This window comes from Streptomyces sp. AM8-1-1 (genome assembly GCF_032229325.1).
Classification (GTDB): Bacteria; Actinomycetota; Actinomycetes; order Streptomycetales; family Streptomycetaceae; genus Streptomyces; species Streptomyces achmelvichensis.
The window spans coordinates 7407806-7427278 of sequence record NZ_CP135086.1; the positions used below are offsets into that span (position 1 = coordinate 7407806).

Annotated in this window: 19 protein-coding genes; 5 read left to right on the forward strand and 14 right to left on the reverse strand. The window is 72.0% G+C overall.

What is annotated here, in order from left to right:
- Positions 1 to 72: 72 nt before the first annotated feature.
- From RPQ07_RS33055 to RPQ07_RS33065, 3 genes are all read right to left on the reverse strand, one after another.
- Positions 73 to 1335 (reverse strand): globin domain-containing protein, encoded by a 1263-nt coding sequence (locus RPQ07_RS33055; RefSeq protein WP_313947906.1) that lies wholly within the window; start codon positions 1333 to 1335, stop codon positions 73 to 75.
- A 207-nt stretch (positions 1336 to 1542) separates the two neighbouring features.
- Positions 1543 to 2325 carry a glucosamine-6-phosphate deaminase gene (gene nagB / locus RPQ07_RS33060; protein WP_313949112.1) on the reverse strand — a complete coding sequence of 261 codons (783 nt, stop codon included), beginning with the start codon at positions 2323 to 2325 and terminating at the stop codon, positions 1543 to 1545.
- A 155-nt stretch (positions 2326 to 2480) separates the two neighbouring features.
- Positions 2481 to 2696 carry a hypothetical protein gene (locus RPQ07_RS33065; protein WP_313947907.1) on the reverse strand — a complete coding sequence of 72 codons (216 nt, stop codon included), beginning with the start codon at positions 2694 to 2696 and terminating at the stop codon, positions 2481 to 2483.
- 410 nt (positions 2697 to 3106) lie between these two features.
- Between RPQ07_RS33065 and RPQ07_RS33070 the strand changes: the two genes are divergently transcribed.
- Positions 3107 to 6370 (forward strand): AfsR/SARP family transcriptional regulator, encoded by a 3264-nt coding sequence (locus RPQ07_RS33070; protein ID WP_313947908.1) that lies wholly within the window; start codon positions 3107 to 3109, stop codon positions 6368 to 6370.
- A gap of 1 nt (position 6371) precedes the next feature.
- Here the strand turns inward: RPQ07_RS33070 and RPQ07_RS33075 are convergent, their stop codons facing one another.
- The 6 genes from RPQ07_RS33075 to RPQ07_RS33100 form a co-directional block, all read right to left on the reverse strand.
- Positions 6372 to 7004: a class F sortase gene (locus tag RPQ07_RS33075; protein ID WP_313947909.1), complete on the reverse strand. Its 633-nt coding sequence runs from the start codon at positions 7002 to 7004 to the stop codon at positions 6372 to 6374.
- Between the two features lie 11 nt (positions 7005 to 7015).
- Positions 7016 to 7576, reverse strand: coding sequence for a hypothetical protein (locus RPQ07_RS33080; RefSeq protein WP_313947910.1), 561 nt, complete (start codon positions 7574 to 7576; stop codon positions 7016 to 7018).
- A 123-nt stretch (positions 7577 to 7699) separates the two neighbouring features.
- Positions 7700 to 8107: a PTS fructose transporter subunit IIA gene (locus RPQ07_RS33085; RefSeq protein WP_313947911.1), complete on the reverse strand. Its 408-nt coding sequence runs from the start codon at positions 8105 to 8107 to the stop codon at positions 7700 to 7702.
- The gene (dhaL, locus tag RPQ07_RS33090; protein ID WP_313947912.1) at positions 8104 to 8709 is read right to left on the reverse strand and encodes a dihydroxyacetone kinase subunit DhaL; all 606 of its coding nucleotides are present in this window, start codon (positions 8707 to 8709) and stop codon (positions 8104 to 8106) included. The genes RPQ07_RS33085 and dhaL overlap by 4 nt, the downstream gene beginning before the upstream one ends.
- Before the next feature lie 34 nt (positions 8710 to 8743).
- Positions 8744 to 9736 (reverse strand): dihydroxyacetone kinase subunit DhaK, encoded by a 993-nt coding sequence (gene dhaK, locus RPQ07_RS33095; protein ID WP_313947913.1) that lies wholly within the window; start codon positions 9734 to 9736, stop codon positions 8744 to 8746.
- Positions 9737 to 9993: 257 nt separating this feature from the next.
- Entirely contained in the window at positions 9994 to 10884 is an 891-nt protein-coding gene (locus RPQ07_RS33100) for an ATP-grasp domain-containing protein (protein WP_313947914.1), read from the reverse strand.
- Positions 10885 to 10984: 100 nt separating this feature from the next.
- On the opposite strand from RPQ07_RS33100, the gene RPQ07_RS33105 reads away from it, so the two are divergent.
- Complete coding sequence (locus RPQ07_RS33105; RefSeq protein ID WP_313947915.1) at positions 10985 to 11746, forward strand: class E sortase; 762 nt, start codon at positions 10985 to 10987, stop codon at positions 11744 to 11746.
- Positions 11747 to 11790: 44 nt separating this feature from the next.
- On the opposite strand, the gene RPQ07_RS33110 is transcribed toward RPQ07_RS33105, so the two are convergent.
- From RPQ07_RS33110 to RPQ07_RS33130, 5 genes are all read right to left on the reverse strand, one after another.
- Complete coding sequence (locus tag RPQ07_RS33110; protein ID WP_313947916.1) at positions 11791 to 13101, reverse strand: LCP family protein; 1311 nt, start codon at positions 13099 to 13101, stop codon at positions 11791 to 11793.
- A 204-nt stretch (positions 13102 to 13305) separates the two neighbouring features.
- Entirely contained in the window at positions 13306 to 15363 is a 2058-nt protein-coding gene (locus RPQ07_RS33115; protein ID WP_313947917.1) for a phosphocholine-specific phospholipase C, read from the reverse strand.
- A gap of 369 nt (positions 15364 to 15732) precedes the next feature.
- Positions 15733 to 16191 (reverse strand): VOC family protein, encoded by a 459-nt coding sequence (locus RPQ07_RS33120; RefSeq protein ID WP_313947918.1) that lies wholly within the window; start codon positions 16189 to 16191, stop codon positions 15733 to 15735.
- Between the two features lie 52 nt (positions 16192 to 16243).
- On the reverse strand, positions 16244 to 16726 hold the full coding sequence (locus tag RPQ07_RS33125) for a DNA starvation/stationary phase protection protein (RefSeq protein WP_313947919.1): 483 nt from the start codon (positions 16724 to 16726) through the stop codon (positions 16244 to 16246).
- Between the two features lie 77 nt (positions 16727 to 16803).
- Positions 16804 to 17829, reverse strand: coding sequence for a PHP domain-containing protein (locus RPQ07_RS33130; RefSeq protein ID WP_313947920.1), 1026 nt, complete (start codon positions 17827 to 17829; stop codon positions 16804 to 16806).
- Positions 17830 to 17966: 137 nt separating this feature from the next.
- On the opposite strand from RPQ07_RS33130, the gene RPQ07_RS33135 reads away from it, so the two are divergent.
- The 3 genes from RPQ07_RS33135 to RPQ07_RS33145 are packed head-to-tail and all read left to right on the forward strand — an operon-like array spanning position 17967 to position 19470.
- Positions 17967 to 18275: a gas vesicle protein gene (locus RPQ07_RS33135; RefSeq protein WP_313947921.1), complete on the forward strand. Its 309-nt coding sequence runs from the start codon at positions 17967 to 17969 to the stop codon at positions 18273 to 18275.
- A gap of 41 nt (positions 18276 to 18316) precedes the next feature.
- A complete protein-coding gene (locus RPQ07_RS33140; RefSeq protein ID WP_313947922.1) occupies positions 18317 to 18757 on the forward strand; it encodes a gas vesicle structural protein GvpA in 441 nt (146 codons plus the stop codon).
- On the forward strand, positions 18754 to 19470 hold the full coding sequence (locus RPQ07_RS33145) for a GvpL/GvpF family gas vesicle protein (RefSeq protein WP_313947923.1): 717 nt from the start codon (positions 18754 to 18756) through the stop codon (positions 19468 to 19470). Before RPQ07_RS33140 ends, RPQ07_RS33145 begins: the two co-directional genes overlap by 4 nt.
- Positions 19471 to 19473 lie beyond the last annotated feature (3 nt).

A 19473-nucleotide genomic window follows, 5' to 3' on the forward strand; every position in this document is an offset into this window, starting at 1 on the left:
CCTGCCGCGTCGCCGGATTCCGCAACCGGCGCCGCGGTGCGCCTCTTCGTGCCGCGCTGTCCGGGCCGGTGGTCAGTGACCGATCGAGCTCTGCGGCAGGGGGAGCGGAAGATCGAGCGGGCGGGTGCGGGCGTCCGGGTCGATCCAGTTCACCGGCGGCGGGTCGAGAAAGGCCTCCGCATGGGAGACGTGACCGCGCGCTCTGACCGACGAGGGCAGCGGATCACGGATGAGCGCGCCCTCCGGCAGCCCGCATTCGTGCAGTAACTCCGCGGTCTCGTGCACGAACATCACCGGCCCGCAGAGGTAGACCGTCTCGCCGGGCCAGTCCCGGCGTTCCCGCAGATGTGTGTGCAGCCGTTCCGCGGCCCGCATCCGGCCCTCACCGCGTTCCTGGTACCACCAATAGGCGCTCAGACAGGGGTGCTTGCGCAGGATGTCGTCCAGGGCCGCGCCGTCGTAGAAGTGCGACTCGCCGCGGGCCACGACGTCGATACGGATACGGGGTGCGGGCCTGCGGGAGAGCAGTGCGTCCAGGACGGACTTGACCGGGGCCCAGCCCGTGCCGGCGGCGATGAGGGTGACGGCGCCGGTGTCGGGCGGCGGGGTGAGCGCGGAACCCGAGGCGGCGCCGAGCCGCAGCACCTGGCCCGGCTCGGTCCGGTCGCACAGCACATTGCTGAGCTGACCACCCGGCACGCGGCCCACATGGAATTCGAGCACATGGCTGTCGCCCGGGCGTCCCGCGAGCGAGTAGGGCCGCCACACGCCCGGCAGCTCCGGGTGTTCGATCGTCGCGTACTGGCCGGGGAGCCAGGAGTAGGGCTCGGACACGGACGCGCGCACGACCGCCGTGTGATCGCCGTGGAGCCGGTGCGACAGGATGGTCGCCGCCCACCAGGCAGGCTCGCCGGTGGCACAGGACCGGCGCGCCCCGCCGGTCATGGCGCAGGCGGCGTAGTCGTACACCCGCTGCCAGGACGCCTCCGTGCGCCGGTCCCACGAATCCGGGCTGTGGTGGCTGATCGCGGCGACGAGGCTCTCGCCGACCGCCCGGTAGTCCTCGTCCAGAATCCCGAACTTGCGGTGGTCGCGGCCCAGGACCTCCAGATGCGCGGGGAGTCCCGGGTGCCCGAGGTGCTCCACCACATGGACGAGGGCGGTGAACAGCCGGTCGTACTGGTCGTCCATGGCGGGTGGGAACAGCGGGCGCAGCTCGGGATGGTGGGTGAACAAATGTGCGTAGAAGTACCGGACCACATGAGCGGCCCGGCGTCGGACCCGCTCCAGACTGGCTCTGACCACATGAATGTCGTCATATATGTCGTCGTCCATGGAAATCCCCCGGGGCTGCACGTACGTGCGTCAGTTGAACGCGCGTCAAGTGCCGAGCCAGCGCACCGTATCAACTCGGTGGCGGATAAGGGCCGTTCGGAGCGGAATATGTTCTGAACGGGACAATATTGTGAGCCGTCGGACAGAGCGGCCGACTGTACGTTCGGATCTGCGGGCGAGATCCGAACGACAGGAGCGCCGAGTCCCTCAGAGCCCTTGCCAGGCGGGCTTGGCGGCGTAGGTGGCGCGGAAGTAGTCGCCGAGCTTCAGCCGGGACGCCGCCGCCTCGTCGACCACCACCGTGGCGTGCGGATGCAGTTGCAGCGCGGATGCGGGGACCAGGGCGGCCAATGGGCCCTCGACGGCGAGCGCCACGGCGTCGGCCTTGGCCTCGCCGGTGGCCAGCAGGACCAGGTGACGGGCTTCCAGGATGGTGCCGATGCCCTGGGTGATCACATGGTGCGGGACCTCGTCGAGACCGCTGAAGAACCGGGCGTTGTCCTGGCGGGTCTGCTGCGTGAGGGTCTTGATCCGGGTGCGCGAGGCGAGCGAGGAGCACGGCTCGTTGAAGCCGATGTGCCCGTCCGTGCCGATGCCGAGGAGCTGGAGGTCGACTCCGCCCGCTTCGGCGAGCGCCCGGTCGTAGGCGGCGCAGGCGGCGGCGACGTCCTCGGCGGTGCCGTCGGGGCCCATGAAGGCCTCGTCGGTCAGTCCGAGCGGTTCGACGACCTCACGCAGAACCACCGACCGGTACGACTCGGGGTGGCCGTACGGCAGGCCCACGTACTCGTCGAGCTGGCAGATCCGGGCCCGGGAGGTGTCCACCTCCTCGGCGCGCACCTTGGCGGCGAGGGCTTCGTAGACCGGCAGCGGGGTCGACCCCGTGGCGACCCCCAGCAGGGCGTCGGGCTTGCGTCGCAGCAGGTCGGCCATGGCTTCGGCGATGAGTTCGCCGCCCGCGGCGGAATCCGGAACGATGACAACTTCCACGAAGATCCCTGTCTCTGAAGACATCACTGGTGTAGACCAATCTACCCGGTGAGCGGGGGTGCTGTCGCGCGAAGTCCTGCCGTACCTCCGGGGAACGCGGGATGGCCGGTCCGGAACACCCGTGGGCACGCGGCCGCGGAGGCCGGGTCGTCCGGTCAGAACAGCGGCAGCTGACCGGGGAAGGCGGGCACCACGGAGCCGTCGAGCGACGGCTGCACCGCCGGGTCGTAGGGCGCCTGCCGCAGCGAGCCGGGGCACGAGACCAGCTCGGCGGCGGTGCGCGAGGCGGCTGGGTCATGGCGGGCGAAACGGCCGCCGACGACGGCGATCTCGCGGCGGCAGACCGGGCACAGCCGGCGGGGAGCGGACATTCGTCCAGTCTGCCAGCACGGTCCGACAAGGGGCGTTGCCGGACGCGCGCGGTGTGCGGGTGGCCGGCCGGTGGGCTGCGCGGGTGGCCGGCCGGGGCCGCGGGGTGCGCGGGTGCGGGGATGCGCGGACCTGCCGGTTCAGGCCCGACCTGCCGTCGCCCGTTCCCGTCCCCGTACCGGGACGCGCGACCCACGGTGCCTGGCTCCGGACGCCCGGGCTGTCGGTGCCTGGCCCCGGACACGCTGCCCGTGCCCGTGCCCGTGCCGGTGCCGGTGTCGGTGTCGGTGTCTGTTCGCGGGCGCTCGCTCCCCGGATGTGCCGCGCACCCGGCCCGCGGGCTCCCCTTCGCCGCGCGCCCGCACCCGCAGGCCATGGACCGGCCGCTGCCGTCAACGGGGACAATGGGCGCGTGACCCACCGCTACCACGTGCTCGGCCCCACGCAGGTGCTGCGCCCGGACGGCACCGAGGCCCGGCTCGGCGGGGCGCGGCTGCGCGCGCTGCTCACCGCGCTCGCGGCCGGCGGCGGGCGGGCCGTCTCCCCGGCCGAGCTGACCGCACAGCTGTGGCAGGACGACGAACAGCGGCCCGCCGATGCGCCGGCCGCCGTTCAGGCGCTGGTGGGACGGCTGCGCCGGACGCTGGGCGCAGCGTCCGTGGATCTTCTCCCCGGCGGGTACCGGCTCGCCGCCGTCCGGGACGACATCGACCTCTTCCGTTTCGAGCGTCTGGCCGCGCAGGGTGCGGCGGCTCTCGGCGCCGGTCACGCCGAGGAGGCGGCCGCCGTGCTGGACGAGGCGCTCGCCCTGTGGCGCGGCCCGGCCCTCGCCGACCTGCCGGGCCGGGAGTCCGATCCGCTCGCGGTACGGGCGGAACGGCGGCGGACGGAAGCGCGCCGCGCCAGGATCGCCGCCGACATCGCACTCGGCCGCGCGGCCACCGTGCTCCCGGAACTCGCCCCGCTCGCCGCCGAGTCGCCGCTCGACGAGCCCCTCCAGGCGCTGCACATCCGAGCCCTCGCCGAGACGGGCCGCACGGCGCAGGCCCTTCAGGAGTACGAGGACGTACGGGTGCGCATCGCGAAACAGCTGGGCGCCGATCCCGGCCCCGAACTGCGCGCTCTGCACAGCCGGTTGCTGACCGGGGGCACCATGCCGTCCCCGCCCGCGGGCACAACCCGGCGGGGAAATCTCCCCGCCGGGCTCACCTCCTTCGTGGGCCGCACGGACGAACTCGCCGGATTGGCCGGGGCGTTGGAGAGCCGACGACTGGTGACACTGACGGGCCCCGGTGGTGCGGGCAAGACCCGGCTCGCCCTGGAGGCCGCCCGCGCCGCCGCCGGGACCTGGCCCGACGGCGTGTGGGTGGCAGCCCTGGCCGGTGCGGGCGACGAAAACGCCGTCGCCGAGGCCGTGCTGACCGCGCTCGGCGCCCGCGAGACACAGGTCCGCGGGCCGTCCGCCGCCGAGAGTGTCGTCCGCGACCCGCTCACGCATCTGGTCGAGCACTGCGCACGGAGGCGGATGCTGCTCGTCCTGGACAACTGCGAGCATGTGATCGGCGCCGCCGCCCGGCTGGCCGAAGCACTCCTCACCGGCTGCCCCGGCGTACGCGTCCTGGCCACCAGCCGCGAGCCGCTCGGCGTGCCCGGAGAGACCGTGCAGGGCGTCGGGCCGCTGCCGCAGGACGTCGCTCTCGTCCTCCTCGGCGACCGTGGCGCGGCCGTACGCGCGGGCTTCCGTACGGACGAGGACCCGGCGGCCTGCGCCGAGATCTGCCGACGGCTCGACGGCCTTCCGCTCGCCCTCGAACTGGCCGCCGCCCGGTTGCGCGCCCTGACGCCGCGGCAGATCGCGGACCGGCTCGACGACCGGTTCCGCCTGCTCACCGGCGGAGGCCGCACGGTGCTGCCCCGTCAGCAGACGCTGCGTGCGGTCGTCGACTGGTCGTGGGACCTGCTGGGCGCGCAGGAACGCACCGTACTGCGCAGGCTCGCCGTCTTCTCCGGTGGCTGCGCGCTGCCCCAGGCCGAGGAGGTGTGCGGTCCGGGCGCCCTGGACGGGCTGACCGGCCTTGTCGACAAGTCGCTGGTGGTCGCCGTCCCGGACGGACCGGACGGGATGCGCTACCGACTGCTCGAGACCGTGGCCGAGTACGCGGGGCAGCGGCTCACCGAGGCCGGCGAACGGACCGCCGTGGAACGGCGCCATCTGCGCGCCTACCGGGAGCTGGCCCGCACCGGCGAGCCGGAGCTGAGAGGTCCGGGTCAGGCCGACTGGCTGGACCGCTTCGAGGCCGAGCACGACAACGTACGCACCGCCCTGCGCACGGCGGTGCGGCTGGACGAGGAGCAGGAAGCGCTCTGCCTGGCGCTGTCGATGAGCTGGTTCTGGCAGCAGCGCGCCCACCAGGCCGACGCCCGCGCCTGGTCGGCCGCCGTGGCGGCGCTCGGACCCGATCCGTTCCGGGCCCCGGTCCGGGCGGCGGAGCCCATGCCCGCACGGTGCACGGACCTCGCCCCGCCCTGGCCCGAGGAGGTCCTGTGGGAGGCCCGGCGCGGAATACGGCTGATGGTGATCGCGAGCGACGACCGGATCGGCACGGCCATGGACGATCCGGCGACCCAGGAGTATCTGCGCGGAGTGGTCGCCGCCTACCGGCCCGGCCTGCCGCAGCTGAGCCGCCAGCCGGCCACGATGTGGTTCTTCGCGCGTCTGATGACCGGTGAGTTCGGCGGGCTCGCCGAGACCTTCGACGCCATCGTCGCCGGAAGCGACGGGCAGGCCGAGGGCTGGGATCTGGCACTCCTCCTGCTGATGCGGGCCAAGGTGATCGGACACCCTGCCGGCCCGGCGCGGCCGGCCGCGGACGCCGACCGCGCGCTGGCGCTCTTCCGCACGGCAGGGGACCAGTGGGGCATCGCGGAGTCGCTTTCGGCGCGGGGCGAGGAGTACGACAGACGGGGGAGGTACGAGGAGGCCGCCGCGGACTTCGAGGAGGCCATGCGCAGTTCCGCCCGCGTGGGAGCCGGCGCCCAGGTGCTCGTGCTCCGGTCCCGGCTCGCCACCCTGGCGCTGAAGACGGCCGGGAACGATGACGAGCGCGCCGACGCCGAGCGGCAGCTCCTCGAGGTGATCGACCGCTCCGAGGGCTACACCGGGGAGGTGCTGAGCACCGCCCGTATGGCACTGACCCGCCACTACGGCGCGATCGGCCGCACCGGATGCGCGCGCGGTCAGCTGGAGGGGATGGAGCGCGAGCTGTCCGCCTCCGCGCCCGCGCTGTTCCGCGGCCTGCTCGTCGGTATGCACGGCTGGCTGGCCTGCGTCGACGGCGCGTACGTGCGGGCCCGGGACCGGGTCAGGGACGCGGTGGGGCAACTGGACACCATGGCGCACCTCGTGGCCCCGCAGCTGGTCGCCGATCAGTTCCTGTGCGCGGCCTGGGCGATGGCCCATCTCGACGCGGCCGAGGACGGTGCGCGGCTGCTCGGCGCCTACGACAGCATCGGCGGGCAGCCCGGCGGGTTCGGCTTCCAGCCCTTCGACGACCGGCACGAGGTGCGCCGGCGGGCCGAGAGCGACCTCAGGAGGGTGCTCGGTGACGAGCGCTACACGCGGGCCCACCGTACGGGCCGCGGGCTGTCCGGGCAGGAGGCCTGCGCGCTGATCTGACTCAGCGCACGTCGACGAGGCGGGCGAAGGCGACCACATTGGCGTCGTAACCCGTCTTCGCGGAGTAGCCGCCACCGCAGGTGATCAGGCGGAGTTCCGGGTCCGGCCCGTCCCGGTAGACACGGTCGGCGGGGAAGTCCTTCTTGGCGTACATCTCTACGCCGTAGACGGAGAAGACCGCGGTGCGTCCGTCCTCGCGCGCGACGTCGATGCGATTGCCCGGCTCCAGCGAGCCCAGCAGATAGAACACCGCGGGTCCGGCGGGATTGTCGACATGACCCACCATCACGGAGGTGCCGCGCTCGCCGGGAGAGGCGGCGCCCATGTACCAGCCGGTCAGGTTGTTGTTCGTCAGCGGCGGTGTCGCCACCCAGCCGTCGTCGTCGAGCCCGACGCGGGTCACGGGGGCGTCGAGCCGCAGGGTGGACACGCTGATCCGCTTCGGCGGCGAGTGCGGCAGGGGACCGGGCGCGGGCGGCAGCGGTCCTGCGGCCCGGTGCGGGGCGGCGGCAGCGGCGACGGGGCGGGGCGGCCCCTCGGCGGTCTCCGTCGACCCGTTGCGCAGGAAGAACAGGCCGAGCAGCAGCACGCACACGAGGGTGAACCACGAGCTGCGCCGGGCGGTCGTGTGCACGGACGCGCCGCTCAGACGCTGTCCCCGGCACGCCGGCGCAGCAGGACGATACCGCCGCCGACCGCACCCGCGACCAGCAGGGAACCCAGAGCGATCTGTGTCGGGCTGAGGCCGGAGAGACTGCCGCCGGATCCGGCCTGCACACCGCCGCCGGGTTTCGTGAGTCCGCTCAGGTCGTCCGTGGAGCCGGTGTGCGTCCCGGCGGAGGGAGTCGTGTGGGGGACCCCGCCGGCGCCGACGCTCAGTTTCGCCGTGCCCTTCTCGCCCTCGCAGTCGAAGGTCACGTCGTACTCGGCACCCGGCTCGGCGTCATCGGAGACGGTCGCCGTGGCGGGCAGCCCCTCGGAGAGGGTCACGGTGTCGAAGACACCCGACGAGGCGGTGACGGTGGGGGATTCGCATTCCGTGGCGCCTAGCGTCACGGTGCCGCCGGGCTCGACGTCCTCCGGGCTGACAGTGAAGCCGAACGAGGTGACGGTCCCCTCGTCCTCGGCGAGAGCGGCCGGGGCGCCGAGGGCCAGCGCGGCGACGGTGCCGGCGAGGGCCAGGGACGCGACTCGTAGGGCACGCATGGTCAGGTCTCCGTTGGTAGGAAATGCACCACAACGAGACCGACGCTAGGAGCGCCGTCCGGCCCCTGCCACTCCTGGGGGGCCGAACGGCCCCCACGCTCCCCGGGCGTGGGGACCGCGGGCTCACACCTTCCGGTAGCCGTACGCCTCGGAGGCCGCGGCCTCCACCGCGTCCAGGTCGCCCCCCGCCGACGCGGTGACCACCGCGGCCACCGCACCCTCCAGGAACGGCGCGTCGATCAGCCGCGTGGCGTCCGGGAGTTCGTCACCCTCGGCGAGCAGGGCCTTCACCGTCAGGACGGCGCTGCCCAGATCGACGAGTACGGCCACCCCGGCGCCCCCGTCGACCGAGGCCGCCGCCTCGGCGATCAGCTCGGAGCTGGTGCCGAGACCGCCGTCGGGGGTGCCGCCGGCCGGAGCGACGGGCGCGGCCCGGCCACCCGCCAGTCCGGTGGCCAGGGCGGCGACGGCCGCCGCCACCTCCTTGCTGTGCGAGACGAGAACGATCCCGACCGTGCTCCCCTCGCTCATGCCGCCACCTCCGCGAGGGCCGCCAGCAGGAGCGCCGACGAGGTCGCCCCCGGATCCTGGTGCCCGATGCTGCGCTCACCCAGATAGCTGGCCCGGCCCTTACGGGCCTGCAGGGGGACCGTGGCCAGGGCGCCCTCCCGCGCGGCGTCACGGGCCGCGGCGAAGGACTCGGTCGTGTCGCCGAGTGCCGCGACCGCCGGTTCGAGCGCGTCCAGCATCGTCTTGTCGCCGGCCTTGGCACCACCGAGCTGCGCCACGGCCGCGACGCCTGCGCGCAGCGCCTCGGCCAGCTGTGCGGGAGTCACCTCGGCGTCGTCGCCGAGGGCTTTGCCGGTGCGGCGCAGCAGCGTTCCGTACAGCGGTCCGGACGCGCCGCCCACGGTGGAGATCAACTGCCGCCCGGCCAGGGTCAGCACGGCTCCGGGAGTCTGCGGCGCGTCCTTGTTCAGCGTCGCGGTCACCGCGGTGAAACCGCGCTGGAGGTTGCTGCCGTGGTCGGCGTCGCCGATCGCCGAGTCCAGCTCCGTGAGATGCGCCGCCTCGCGGTCGACCAGAACCGCGACCGCGGTCAGCCAGCGGTGGAAGAAGTCGGCGTCGAGCACATGCACTCCCTGAGGTCAGTCGGTCCCGGTCGGTTCAACGGCCCCAGCGGAGCGCGGGCGTCTCCACCGGCGCGTCCCACAGCCGCAGCATCTCCTCGTCGACCTGGCACAGCGTCACCGAGCAGCCCGCCATGTCGAGCGAGGTCACGTAGTTCCCGACGAGCGTACGGGCGACGGACACACCGCGCTCCGCCAGCACGCGCTGGACCTCGGCGTTGAAGCCGTACAGCTCCAGCAGAGGGGTGCTGCCCATGCCGTTGACGAGCACCAGTACGGGACCCGTCGGCGGCCGGTCCACGAGAACGGCGTCGACGGCGAAGTCCGCGATCTCCCGCGAGGTCATCATCGGGCGCCGCTCCCGGCCCGGCTCGCCGTGGATGCCGATGCCCAGTTCCAGCTCGCCCGAGGGGAGATCGAAGGTCGGGGTGCCCTTGGCAGGGGTGGTGACCGCGGTCAGCGCGACACCGAAGCTGCGGGAGTTCTCGTTGACCTGCCGGGCGATCGACTCCACCCGCTCCAGCGGCATCCCCGCGTCGGCGGCCGCTCCGGCGATCTTCTCGACGAAGAGGGTCGCGCCGGTACCGCGCCGACCCGCCGTGAACAGGCTGTCGGTCACCGCCACGTCATCGTTGACCAGGACCTTCGCGACCTGCACGCCTTCGTCCTCGGCGAGCTCGGCGGCCATGTCGAAGTTGAGGACGTCCCCGGTGTAGTTCTTCACGATGAACAGCACGCCCTGGCCGCTGTCGACCGCGGAGGCGGCCCGCGCCATCTGGTCAGGGACCGGGCTGGTGAAGACCTCCCCGGGACACGCGGCGGACAGCATGCCGGGACCGACGAATCCGCCGTGCAGCGGTTCGTGGCCGGACCCGCCTCCGGATATCAGACCGACCTTCCCGGCGACCGGCGCGTCCCGCCGTACGATCACCCGGTTCTCCACGTCCACGTTCAGCTCGGGGTGAGCTGCCGCCATCCCGCGCAGGGCGTCCTCGACCACGGTCTCCGGGACATTGATGAGCATCCTCATGGGTTCCTCCTGATGACGCGGACGGCTGGGGCTCTGTACAGAAACCCAGCACTGTCGGGCCCCGCCGTCAAGCGCGGGAACCTTTCCCGGCGTGCCCGGCGATCTCGGTCGTGGGTCCCGTCATACCCAGGATCGCGGGGGCGCGGGTGTTCGTCCAAGGGAAGGACCGCGGCGGGACTCCGCGACGGGTCCGAGGCCCGCGCGCTGCCCCCGGACGCGGAGCCCGGACTGACCCGCCTCCGCCCCCGTACGGCGCCTCAGTCGCCGTGCGCCCCGTCCACCAGCAAGCCCGCGATCGCCGCGTGCGCCACGTCCCGGTGGACATCGCTCACCTGGCCGTCCCCGACCTCCACCACCCGCCACGCCCCGTCCGTGCGCAGGGCGAGGTCGGTGGTGACGAAACGGCAGCCGAGACGCCGTACCGCGGCCCGCACATGCCCCAGCTCGGGCTCCGGAGGATGCGGGGAGACGCTGTCGGGATGCGCCGTCACCAGGCGGGGTTCGCCGTCGAGCCACCACACCCGCGCCTCGGTCGCGGTGGACCGGGGCCGTACGAACGACTCGTACGCCCGCAGGACGAGCCCTCCGGCCAGATCGTCGCCCTGGAGAGCCACGAAGCGCCGCACGATCTGCGCGAGCCGGGCGGTGTCGGCGAGGTCGGGGACGAAGCACGCCTCGTCCCACTCGTGTTTGCGGGACTTGACGTAGTCCTTCACGATCCCCGGCCCGCCGGGGAGTTTCCCGGCAGCCGCGGCAAGGTCCTCCTGCGCAGGGACGCGACCGGGCGTGGACGGGATCCACACGCTCTCGGGGGTGATCCCGCAGAACGCGTCGTACCAGCCGGGCAGCTCATGGGCGGCCCGGTACTGCCCGGGCGCGACGACCAGGCTGCCGCCCCGCAGGCGTACGGCTTCCGCCAGCGCCTCGTACCGGTGGGACGGCATCATCCAGCCCCGGTACCAGGCCCCGGCCGCTCCATGCGGGACTCTCGCGACCGCCTGTTCTGCGTCGCCGCCGATCAGCGCGTCGTGGTCGATCAGCGCCACCCGGCCGCCGTGCTCACGGACCGCGCGCGCCTCCGCCGCGAAGTGCTCGTCCACGCGGCGGGGTGCGAGGACATCGCTGCAGTACAGGACCGCTCGTGCCATGGCGGCCACCCTACGGGGAACACCTGATCGAGTCCGGGCGTTTTATGCTCGAAGTGGCGGCCACGCCGTGGCCGCCCTCCACCGGATCCCCGGGAACTCCATGCACCTGTCCCGAGCAGTCCCCGCAACCCTCGCCGGCGCACTCGTCGTGGTGCTCGCCGGCTGTTCGACGGGCGCCGCCGACACCTCCGACGCGCTGCGGACCGGGACCGTCACGGCTCCCACGGCCGGCACCGCGTCCGAGCCCCCCGCGCCGGCCCCGGGCGCGGCGAAGGAGCCGGTGAAAGCGCCGGCGACGAGCTCGCCCTCGGTGGAGCCCGCCGACCGGACCACCCCGCGGACCGAGACCGCGCTGCTGTCCATCCCGGCGATCGGGCTCGAGGACCTCCGAGTCGTGCCCTACGAAGGCACGACCGACGACTGGCCGGGCACCCGCATCCAGAACCGTGGCGTAGGCGCCAGCCCGTACGGCGAGAGCGGCGGCGTCGGCCCCGGTGACATCGGAAACTACCTGGTCACCGCCCACCGGCTGTCCGCGGGCGGACCGCTGCGGGACCTTCCCTCGCTCAAGAACGGTGACTCGGTGATCGTCGAGGAGGGCGGTCTCGTCTACGAGTACGAGATCACCGGCACCCGGCAGACGTCCTTCCGCTCGGACAGCTCGCTCGCCGCGCAGCGCGCTCCCGTTCCGGGGAAGCCGGGCGAGAAGCCCACCCAGGCGATGATCACGGTCTCCACCTGTGCCACTCCCGAGGACGACGCCGCCGGCAACTTCTGGCGCGACGACCGGCACAACCCCGAGCACCGCATCGACAAGATCGGTGTGCTGAAGAAGGCACCCACCCCGGCCGCGGGCGACTGACCGCCGCCGACCGCTGTCGGCCGGGCTCAGGACACGGCTTTTCGTCAGCCGGCCGGCTTCACGGCCTTCGGCGCGCAGCGCAGTTCGTTCCCGTGGACCGGTGCGCCCTCCACGCTGCTGCGATCGTGGACGACCTTGATCACGGTCGACGCCCGGGCGCCGACCCGCACATCGAAGACCTCGCCGTGGCCGGGAACGGCACGGAGCCGGGCTCCCGGGATCGCCGCGGCGAGCGAGGCCGCGTAACGCTCCCGGTGCGGGTCGTAGGTGATCACGGTGGGCCCCGGCGGCCGCGGCCCTGCCGGTGTGTCCTCGACGACGAAGCCGTCGGCCCGCAGGGCACGTGCCACGGCGGGATCGTCGACCCGTGCGCGGATCGAGCCCGGAGCCATCTCGACGGGGGTGTCCGTGCTGGGCCGGATGCCCGTGTCGCCGACGATGGGCCGGTCCTCGCGCAGTGCCGCCCACAGCGCCGCCGACCGGGGCTCGTCCCACAGCAGCGTCGACCCCCATTCGGGCACCCGGTGGTCGAAGTCCGCGATCGGCACGGTCGCGAACTCCGTCTGCTCGGCCGTCAGCCGTCCGAGCGCGAGGCCGAGATGCATCAGATCGTCGAGCCCGGTGTGCGCGTCGGTGCGGACCGCCTTCGTCAGCTCCAGGGCGGTGAGCACCGAGGACGCCGGGTTCGCGAAGGCCCCCTCGCCGCGCAGCCGGGTCACCATCTCGATCAGCAGACGCTGCTGGCGGCGTACCCGGCCGAGATCGCCCGGCGGTGTGACGTGACGGGCGCGGGCGTAGCGCAGAGCCCGGTTGCCGTCCACATGGTGGGTGCCCTTGGGGAGTCGCAGCCCGGAGCCGGTGTCCACCAGGGTCTTGTCCGTGCACACCGTGGCGCCTCCCAGCCGGTCCACGGTGTCGGCGAAGCCGGTGAAGTCGGTCTCCAGATAGTGGTCGATCCGCAGCCCGGTCGCCTTCTCCACCGTCCGTACGGCCAGGTCGCCGCCACCGTGCTGGAAGGCGCCGTTGATCTTCCCGGAGTGGCGGGGATGGCCGTGGTCGGCGAACTCGACGTACGAGTCGCGGGGGACGGACACCACGGTCGCCCGCCGCTCGTCCTCGGCGAGGTGGACCACCATCATCACGTCCGTGCAGTTGCACTCCTTGCCGCCCACATGGAGGCGTTTGCGGTCCTCGGAGGAGATGCCGGTACGGCGGTCCAGCCCGACGACCAGGATGTTGGTGCCGGCGGCCCTGTCGCCGATGCCCTCGGGGGATGCGGCGCCTTCGGCCGCCCAGAGGGAGCCACCCGACGCCAGTGCGGCGATCAGAACAGCCGTGACAGCGAAACTGCGCATGGATGACTCCTCCGGCACCGGGGCTCGGGTGGTCCGATGAACCGAAGAAATCATGAAGGTGGTGCAAAAGGTGCGTCGGCACGCCAGGAGCCGCCTGCCGGGCGCCGTGTAGGGGCCGTCCGCCGTAACGGCGAACGGCCCCGGCCCGGTGAAGTGCGGCCCCCGAAGCGAAGGGCTCGATGCACAGGGGCCCGTGACAGCGGCTCAGGCGGTGAGGATCGCCGGGTCGCTGACGCCGGGGCGGCCGTTCTCGACATGACCGGCGAAGCGCCGCAGGAAGCCCGCGTCCTTGTCGGACACCACGCTCAGGTCGTACCAGCGCTTACCGGCCTGGAGGTCCACGACGTGCACGACGCGTCCGCCGGGCCCCACGGTGAACGTCTGCTTCTTGCCGCCGTAGGCGTTCGTGACCGTCAGCCGGCGGGTGGTGCTGCCCGCGTTCGTCAGGGTGAGCTCGACGGAGCCGGTACCCGCCACATGGCGGGCCGTCACCTCGGGGCCGGCCGTCGTGCCCGGGCCCCTGAAGCCGCGCACGAAGCCGTTGGGGCCGTACACGGTGAGGTCGTACGCGCCCTGGGAGTACGCGGTGTTCCAGGTGTCGGAGACCTTCTGGCCCGCGGCCGTGGTGTACGTCCACGGCCCGTCGGTCCGGTTGCCGGCGGCCACCAGGAAGAAGGCACCCGCTGCCGCTCCACCGCTGAAGGTCAGCGTGAAACGCCCGGTGGACGGCGTCGAGGCGCCGTCGACCAGCGGTGCGTACGGCAGCGGACGCGCCGGCCTCGACCCCTTCTCCTGCCGGGGCAGCACGGCCGTGGCGGGCGGCTTCGGCACATAGTCCGGGTGCCGGTCGTTGTCCGGCGGTTCGTAGGCGTCGGTGTCCGGGAGCCCGGCGGGATCGGTGTTGCGCAGGCCGAAGTCGAAGGCCGAGGTGAGGTCGCCGCAGACCGCGCGCCGCCACGGCGAGATGTTCGGCTCGGCGACGCCGAAGCGCGCCTCCATGAAACGGAGGATCGAGGTGTGGTCGAACGTCTCCGAACAGACGAACCCGCCCGTGCTCCACGGGGACACGACGAGCATCGGAACGCGCTGGCCGAGGCCGTAGGGACCGGCGGCGTAGCTGCCGTTGCCGGCGAACCGGTCGAGTGCCGTGTCCACCGTCGACAGCCCCTGAGCGGCGGAGGCCGGCGGATAGGGCGGGGCCACATGGTCGAAGTACCCGTCGTTCTCGTCGTACGTGATGAACAGGGCGGTCCTGCTCCACACCTCCGGGTTGGAGGTGAGCGCGTCCAGGATCTGCGCGATGTACCAGGCGCCGTAGTTCGCGGGCCAGTTCGGGTGCTCGGTGAAGGCCTCGGGAGCGGCGATCCAGGAGATCTGCGGCAGCTTCCCGGCCTTGACGTCGGCCTTGAGGCGGTCGAAGTAGCCGTCGCCGTTCTTGACGTCCGTACCGGTGCGGGCCTTGTCGAAGAGCGGGTCGCCGGGCTTGGCGTTGCGGTACTTGTTGAAGTACAGCAGGGAGTTGTCGCCGTAGTTCCCGCGGTACGCGTCCTCGATCCAGCCCCAGGAGCCGCCGGCGTCGAGGCCGTCGCCGATGTCCTGGTAGATCTTCCAGGAGACACCGGCCCGTTCGAGACGCTCGGGGTACGTCGTCCAGTCGTAGCCGAGTTCGTCGTTGCCGAGGACCGGGCCGCCGCCCTTGCCGTCGTTGCCCGTGTGACCCGACCACATGTAGTAGCGGTTGGGGTCGGTCGCTCCGATGAACGAGCAGTGGTAGGCGTCGCACACGGTGAAGGCGTCGGCCAGCGCGTAGTGGAACGGGATGTCCTGGCGGGTCAGATAGGCCATCGTTCCCGCGGACTTGGCGGGGATCCATTGGTCGTACCTGCCGTTGTTCCAGGCCTTGTGGCCGCCCGCCCAGTCGTGGTTGAGCCCCGCGATGAACTGCATGCCGAGGTCCTCGGCGTCGGGGTGGTAGGGGAGCACGTCCTTCGTACCGTCCGACTGGTGCCACACCGACTTGCCCGGGCCGGTGGTCACCGGACGGGGGTCGCCGAATCCCCGCACTCCCTTCAGCGCGCCGAAGTAGTGATCGAAGGAACGGTTCTCCTGCATCAGGACGACGATGTGCTCGACGTCCTTGATGGTGCCGGAGCGGCGCCCGGCCGGAATGGCCGCCGCGCGGTCGATGCTGCTCGACAGTGCCGAGAAGCCCGCGGTCGCGCCGGCGATCTGGAGAAAACGGCGCCGATTGAGTTCAGGCATGAAGATGGGCCCTCTTGGAGTAGGGGGAAGGGTCTGGCGGAGTGTCCAAGAGGAGCGAAGGGAAGGGAAGGGACGCGGTGGTGTCAGGGGTGTGAAGGACCGTGGTACGGACCGCGAACAGCCTTCCTGAGCCGCAGGTCGGGGAGGTGGGCGAGCGTCGCCGGGGCGCCGGCCGCCCCGATCCGTTCGGCCCCGCGCGGCCGCCGGGCGCGGCGTCACAGACGGGTGGTCGCACAGGGGCGGAGTGTGCGGCGCGGGCAACGGCAACGGGCCGACCGTCACACGGTCGGCCCGCCGCGCGGGACGTCGGGGCGGTGGACCGGACGCCGCCGGCCCACCTCGTCCTCCTCGTCCCAGGCCGGTCGTCGGTCAGGTGGCGGTGCCCCGCTCGGCCTCGACGATCGCCGTCAGCTCGTCCTTGCGCGCCTGCCGCGTACTGCGGCGCGGCTGCGGCGAGACGGCCAGCGAGAACGAATGACCGGCAGGGTCGGAGTAGATACGGACATCGCGCGGACCGCTGTTGTCCTTCGTGTCCACCGGCCTCGCCCCCAGACTCACGGCTTCACGCTCCGCCTCGTCCATGTCGCCGCGCTCCACGAGGATGCGCAGATGGGCCTGTTGGGAGTCCTCGGGCCGCGGCCAGCTCGGGGGTGCGTAGCCGAAGTCACGGTGGATGGCCATGTGGACACCGTCCTGACCGACGATCTCCACGAAGTCGGGATCGGTCCCGACGTGAACCTCTGCGCCGAACAGGCCGGCGTAGAACTCCGCCAGTTCCATCGGTTCGGCGCAGTCCAGTACGAGCACGCTTGTCTTGTGGACTGTCATGCGCCTCGCGTACCCGCGGTCGTCGCGGACACACGGCTCGTACACCGCACGGTCACTTCTTCCTCGGCCAGTTCTCGGCCTGGAACATCCAACTCTGCTGCTCCAGCACGGCGGTCAGCCCGATCAGCAGATCCTGGGTCACCAGGTCCGACTCCTCGGTCACCGTGATCCGTTCACGCAACCGCAGGATCGCCGTGTTGAGCGCCTCGACGAGCAGCTCGACCACGTCGGTGTCCTTCAGCCACCCTTCCTCCACATGCGGCAGAGCGCTGGTCTTGGCCACCGTCTCGACCCGCCCGTCGGGGGTGACGCCGAGCGACGCGGCCCGCTCGGCCACGGTGTCGGCGTACTGCCGAGCCGTGTCCACGACCTCGTCGAGTTGCAGGTGGATGCTGCGGAATCGGGGGCCCACGATGTTCCAGTGCGCCTGCTTCGCGAGCAGCGAGAGATCGAGCAGGTCCACCAGGGTCCCCTGAAGCGCGTCTCCGGTCACCTGCCGGGCCTCGTCGGTGAGCGTGCTCTTCACCACAGACATGTCGTTCCTCTCCTCGATCTGTACGGGGTGCGTACGAAGGGAACGGGTGCCCGGGCAACGACCGTGAAAACGGGACTTCAGTCCTTGTGTCCCGGGGCCTGAGCCACCGTGTCGAGCAGGTCGGCCGCGCTCAGGGTGTTGATGACTCGCTCCGCCGGAACGCCCGCACGCTCGGCCCGGTCGCAGCCGAGGATCTGCCAGTCCAGCTGGCCCGGCGCGTGCGCGTCCGTGTCGATGGCGAACCGCACACCCGCCTCGACGGCGGTCCGCAGCAGACGCATCGGCGGATCGAGCCTCTCCGGCCTGCTGTTGATCTCCACGGCCGTATCGTGCGCGGCGCAGGCCTCGAAGACCGCGGCCTCGTCGAACCGGGACTCCGGCCTGCCCCGGCCGGTGACCAGCCGGCCCGTGCAGTGGCCGAGGACGTCGACCAGCGGGTTCTGCACCGCCCTGATCATGCGCGGGGTCATCTTCGCGGGCTCCATCCGCAGTTCGGAGTGGACGGAGGCCACCACGAGATCGAGCCGGTCCAGCAACTCGTCCTCCTGGTCGAGCGAGCCGTCCAGCAGGATGTCGCACTCGATGCCGGTGAGGAGCCGGAAGGGCGCCCACTGCCGGTTCAGCTCGGCCACCACGTCCAACTGCTCGCGCAGCCGCTCGGCGGACAGCCCCCGCGCCACCGTCAGCCGGGGCGAGTGATCGGTGAGCACCACCCACTCGTGCCCCAGGGCGATCGCCGCCCGGCCCATCTCCTCGATGGAGCTGCCGCCGTCCGACCAGTCCGAGTGCACATGGCAGTCTCCGCGCAGCAGGGCCCGCAGCTCCCCGCCGCCGTCCGCGAGGGGTGCGGACGCCTCCTCCTCCAGGCGCTCCAGATAGGTCGGCACCCCACCGGCGAGGGCCTCCCGGACGACCTTCGCGGTCTTCGGGCCGATGCCCTTGACCGCTTCCAGAGTCCCCGCGTCGGCCCGTTCGGCGATCTCTTTCCGCGGCATCGCCGCGAGGGCCGCCGCCGCGTTGCGGAAGGCACGGACCCGGTAGGTCTCCGCGAGCGAGCGCTCCAGCAGAAAAGCCACTCTGTCCAGCGCCTCGACCGGATCCATCACGGCTCCTTCCTGTGCGGCCGTCGTTGCCTCCACTCTCGCCCGCACCAGCGGTGACGGCATGCCGAAAGAACGCGACCGGTGCCTGTCCAGGGTTTGGACGGGCGCAGACGTGCAACACGCAGTCGGGAGGAGCCATGGCGAATTCAGCAGAGAACACAGACAACAAGAGCCGGAGCGAGGCTTCCAGGCCGGGTCCGATGGATGTGCTGCGTCAGGCATGCGCACAGCTGACGGAGCTCACCGGCCGGGAAGCCGAATCGGTCTCGTCGTTCGAGCGGACGGAGGACGGCTGGTCGCTGGAGGTGGAGGTGCTCGAGATGGAGCGCGTCCCCACCACGACCAGCCTTCTGGCCACCTACCAGGTGACGCTCGACGAACAGGGCGAGCTGAGCGGATACCGGCGCATACGCCGATACGAGCGCGGCAGGGCCGACCCCAAGTAGGCGGCCGCCGTGCATCACTTCATTGAGGAGGGCTGACGGCAATGACCGTTGTGCCGGCACAGCAGCAGCAGCAAGGACGTGGTGGTGGCTCGAGCGGCCTCTACGACGTCCTGGAACTCATTCTCGACCGGGGACTCGTCATCGACGCCTTCGTGAGGGTCTCCCTCGTCGGTATCGAGATCCTGAAGATCGACATACGTGTCGTCGTGGCCAGCGTGGACACGTATCTGCGCTTCGCCGAGGCGTGCAACCGCCTCGACCTGGAGTCCGGACCGCACAAGGACCCGGGTCTGCCCGAGCTGGTCGGCGAGATGACCGAGTCGGGTGCCCGCGGCAAGACCAAGGGCGCGCTCTCGGGTGCCGCGCAGACGATCTCGGACTCCTTCCAGCAGGCGCGTGACGAGAGCCAGACCGAGTCCAAGCCGCGCAGTTCCCGTACCCGCCGCCCGGCGGCACGCAAGAAGGAGGAGGAGACGGAGTGAGTACCTATGTCTACGGCATAGCCAGGAGCTCGCACCCGAGCCTCCCGGACAAGGCGGACGGTATCGGTGACCCGCCGCGGCCCGTACGCGTCATCCGCCAGGGGCAGCTCGCCGCTCTGGTCAGCGACGCCCCCGACAACCTGAGGCCCAAGCGGCGCGACCTGCTGGCGCACCAGAACGTCCTGCGTCAGGCCGGCGAGTCCGGCTCCGTCCTTCCGCTGCGGTTCGGCGGAGTGTCACCCGACGACGAGACGCTCGCCGCCGTCCTCGCCGAGCGCGAGGAGCACTATCTGGAGCGCCTGGGCGCTCTGGACGGCAAGGTCGAGTACAACGTGAAGGCCTCGCACGACGAGGAGTCGGTGCTGCACCGGGTACTCGCCGACGACCCCGAGCTGCGCTCCCTGGCCGAGGCGAACCGGACCGCGGGCGGTGGCACCCACGAGCAGAAGATCCAGCTCGGCGAGCGCATCGCGGCGGCCGTCCAGCAGCGCGAGGCCCGTGACGGCGATCTGGTGCGGGCGACGCTGGAAGGCGTCTGTGAGGAGGCGAGCGCCGGGCCGCAGAGCGTCGGCTGGCTCGCGAACCTCTCCTTCCTGGTGAACCGCGAGCGCAGCGCCGACTTCGTGAACGCGGTCGACGCGCTCCGTGTGGAGCAGCCGCACCTCGTGCTGACGGTCACCGGACCGCTTCCTCCCTACAGCTTCGTGGAGTGAGCC

Bases quoted from the DNA above. Each gene is read 5' to 3' on its own strand.
- RPQ07_RS33120 (WP_313947918.1), bottom strand. From the start codon at position 16,191: ATGACAGTCCACAAGACAAGCGTGCTCGTACTGGACTGCGCCGAACCG.
- RPQ07_RS33140 (WP_313947922.1), top strand. From the start codon at position 18,317: ATGACCGTTGTGCCGGCACAGCAGCAGCAGCAAGGACGTGGTGGTGGC.
- RPQ07_RS33105 (WP_313947915.1), top strand. From the start codon at position 10,985: ATGCACCTGTCCCGAGCAGTCCCCGCAACCCTCGCCGGCGCACTCGTC.
- RPQ07_RS33085 (WP_313947911.1), bottom strand. From the start codon at position 8,107: ATGAGCGAGGGGAGCACGGTCGGGATCGTTCTCGTCTCGCACAGCAAG.
- RPQ07_RS33055 (WP_313947906.1), bottom strand. From the start codon at position 1,335: ATGGACGACGACATATATGACGACATTCATGTGGTCAGAGCCAGTCTG.
- RPQ07_RS33130 (WP_313947920.1), bottom strand. From the start codon at position 17,829: ATGGATCCGGTCGAGGCGCTGGACAGAGTGGCTTTTCTGCTGGAGCGC.
- RPQ07_RS33115 (WP_313947917.1), bottom strand. From the start codon at position 15,363: ATGCCTGAACTCAATCGGCGCCGTTTTCTCCAGATCGCCGGCGCGACC.
- RPQ07_RS33135 (WP_313947921.1), top strand. From the start codon at position 17,967: ATGGCGAATTCAGCAGAGAACACAGACAACAAGAGCCGGAGCGAGGCT.
- RPQ07_RS33080 (WP_313947910.1), bottom strand. From the start codon at position 7,576: ATGCGTGCCCTACGAGTCGCGTCCCTGGCCCTCGCCGGCACCGTCGCC.
- RPQ07_RS33110 (WP_313947916.1), bottom strand. From the start codon at position 13,101: ATGCGCAGTTTCGCTGTCACGGCTGTTCTGATCGCCGCACTGGCGTCG.
- RPQ07_RS33065 (WP_313947907.1), bottom strand. From the start codon at position 2,696: ATGTCCGCTCCCCGCCGGCTGTGCCCGGTCTGCCGCCGCGAGATCGCC.
- RPQ07_RS33125 (WP_313947919.1), bottom strand. From the start codon at position 16,726: ATGTCTGTGGTGAAGAGCACGCTCACCGACGAGGCCCGGCAGGTGACC.
- RPQ07_RS33100 (WP_313947914.1), bottom strand. From the start codon at position 10,884: ATGGCACGAGCGGTCCTGTACTGCAGCGATGTCCTCGCACCCCGCCGC.
- dhaK (WP_313947913.1), bottom strand. From the start codon at position 9,736: ATGAGGATGCTCATCAATGTCCCGGAGACCGTGGTCGAGGACGCCCTG.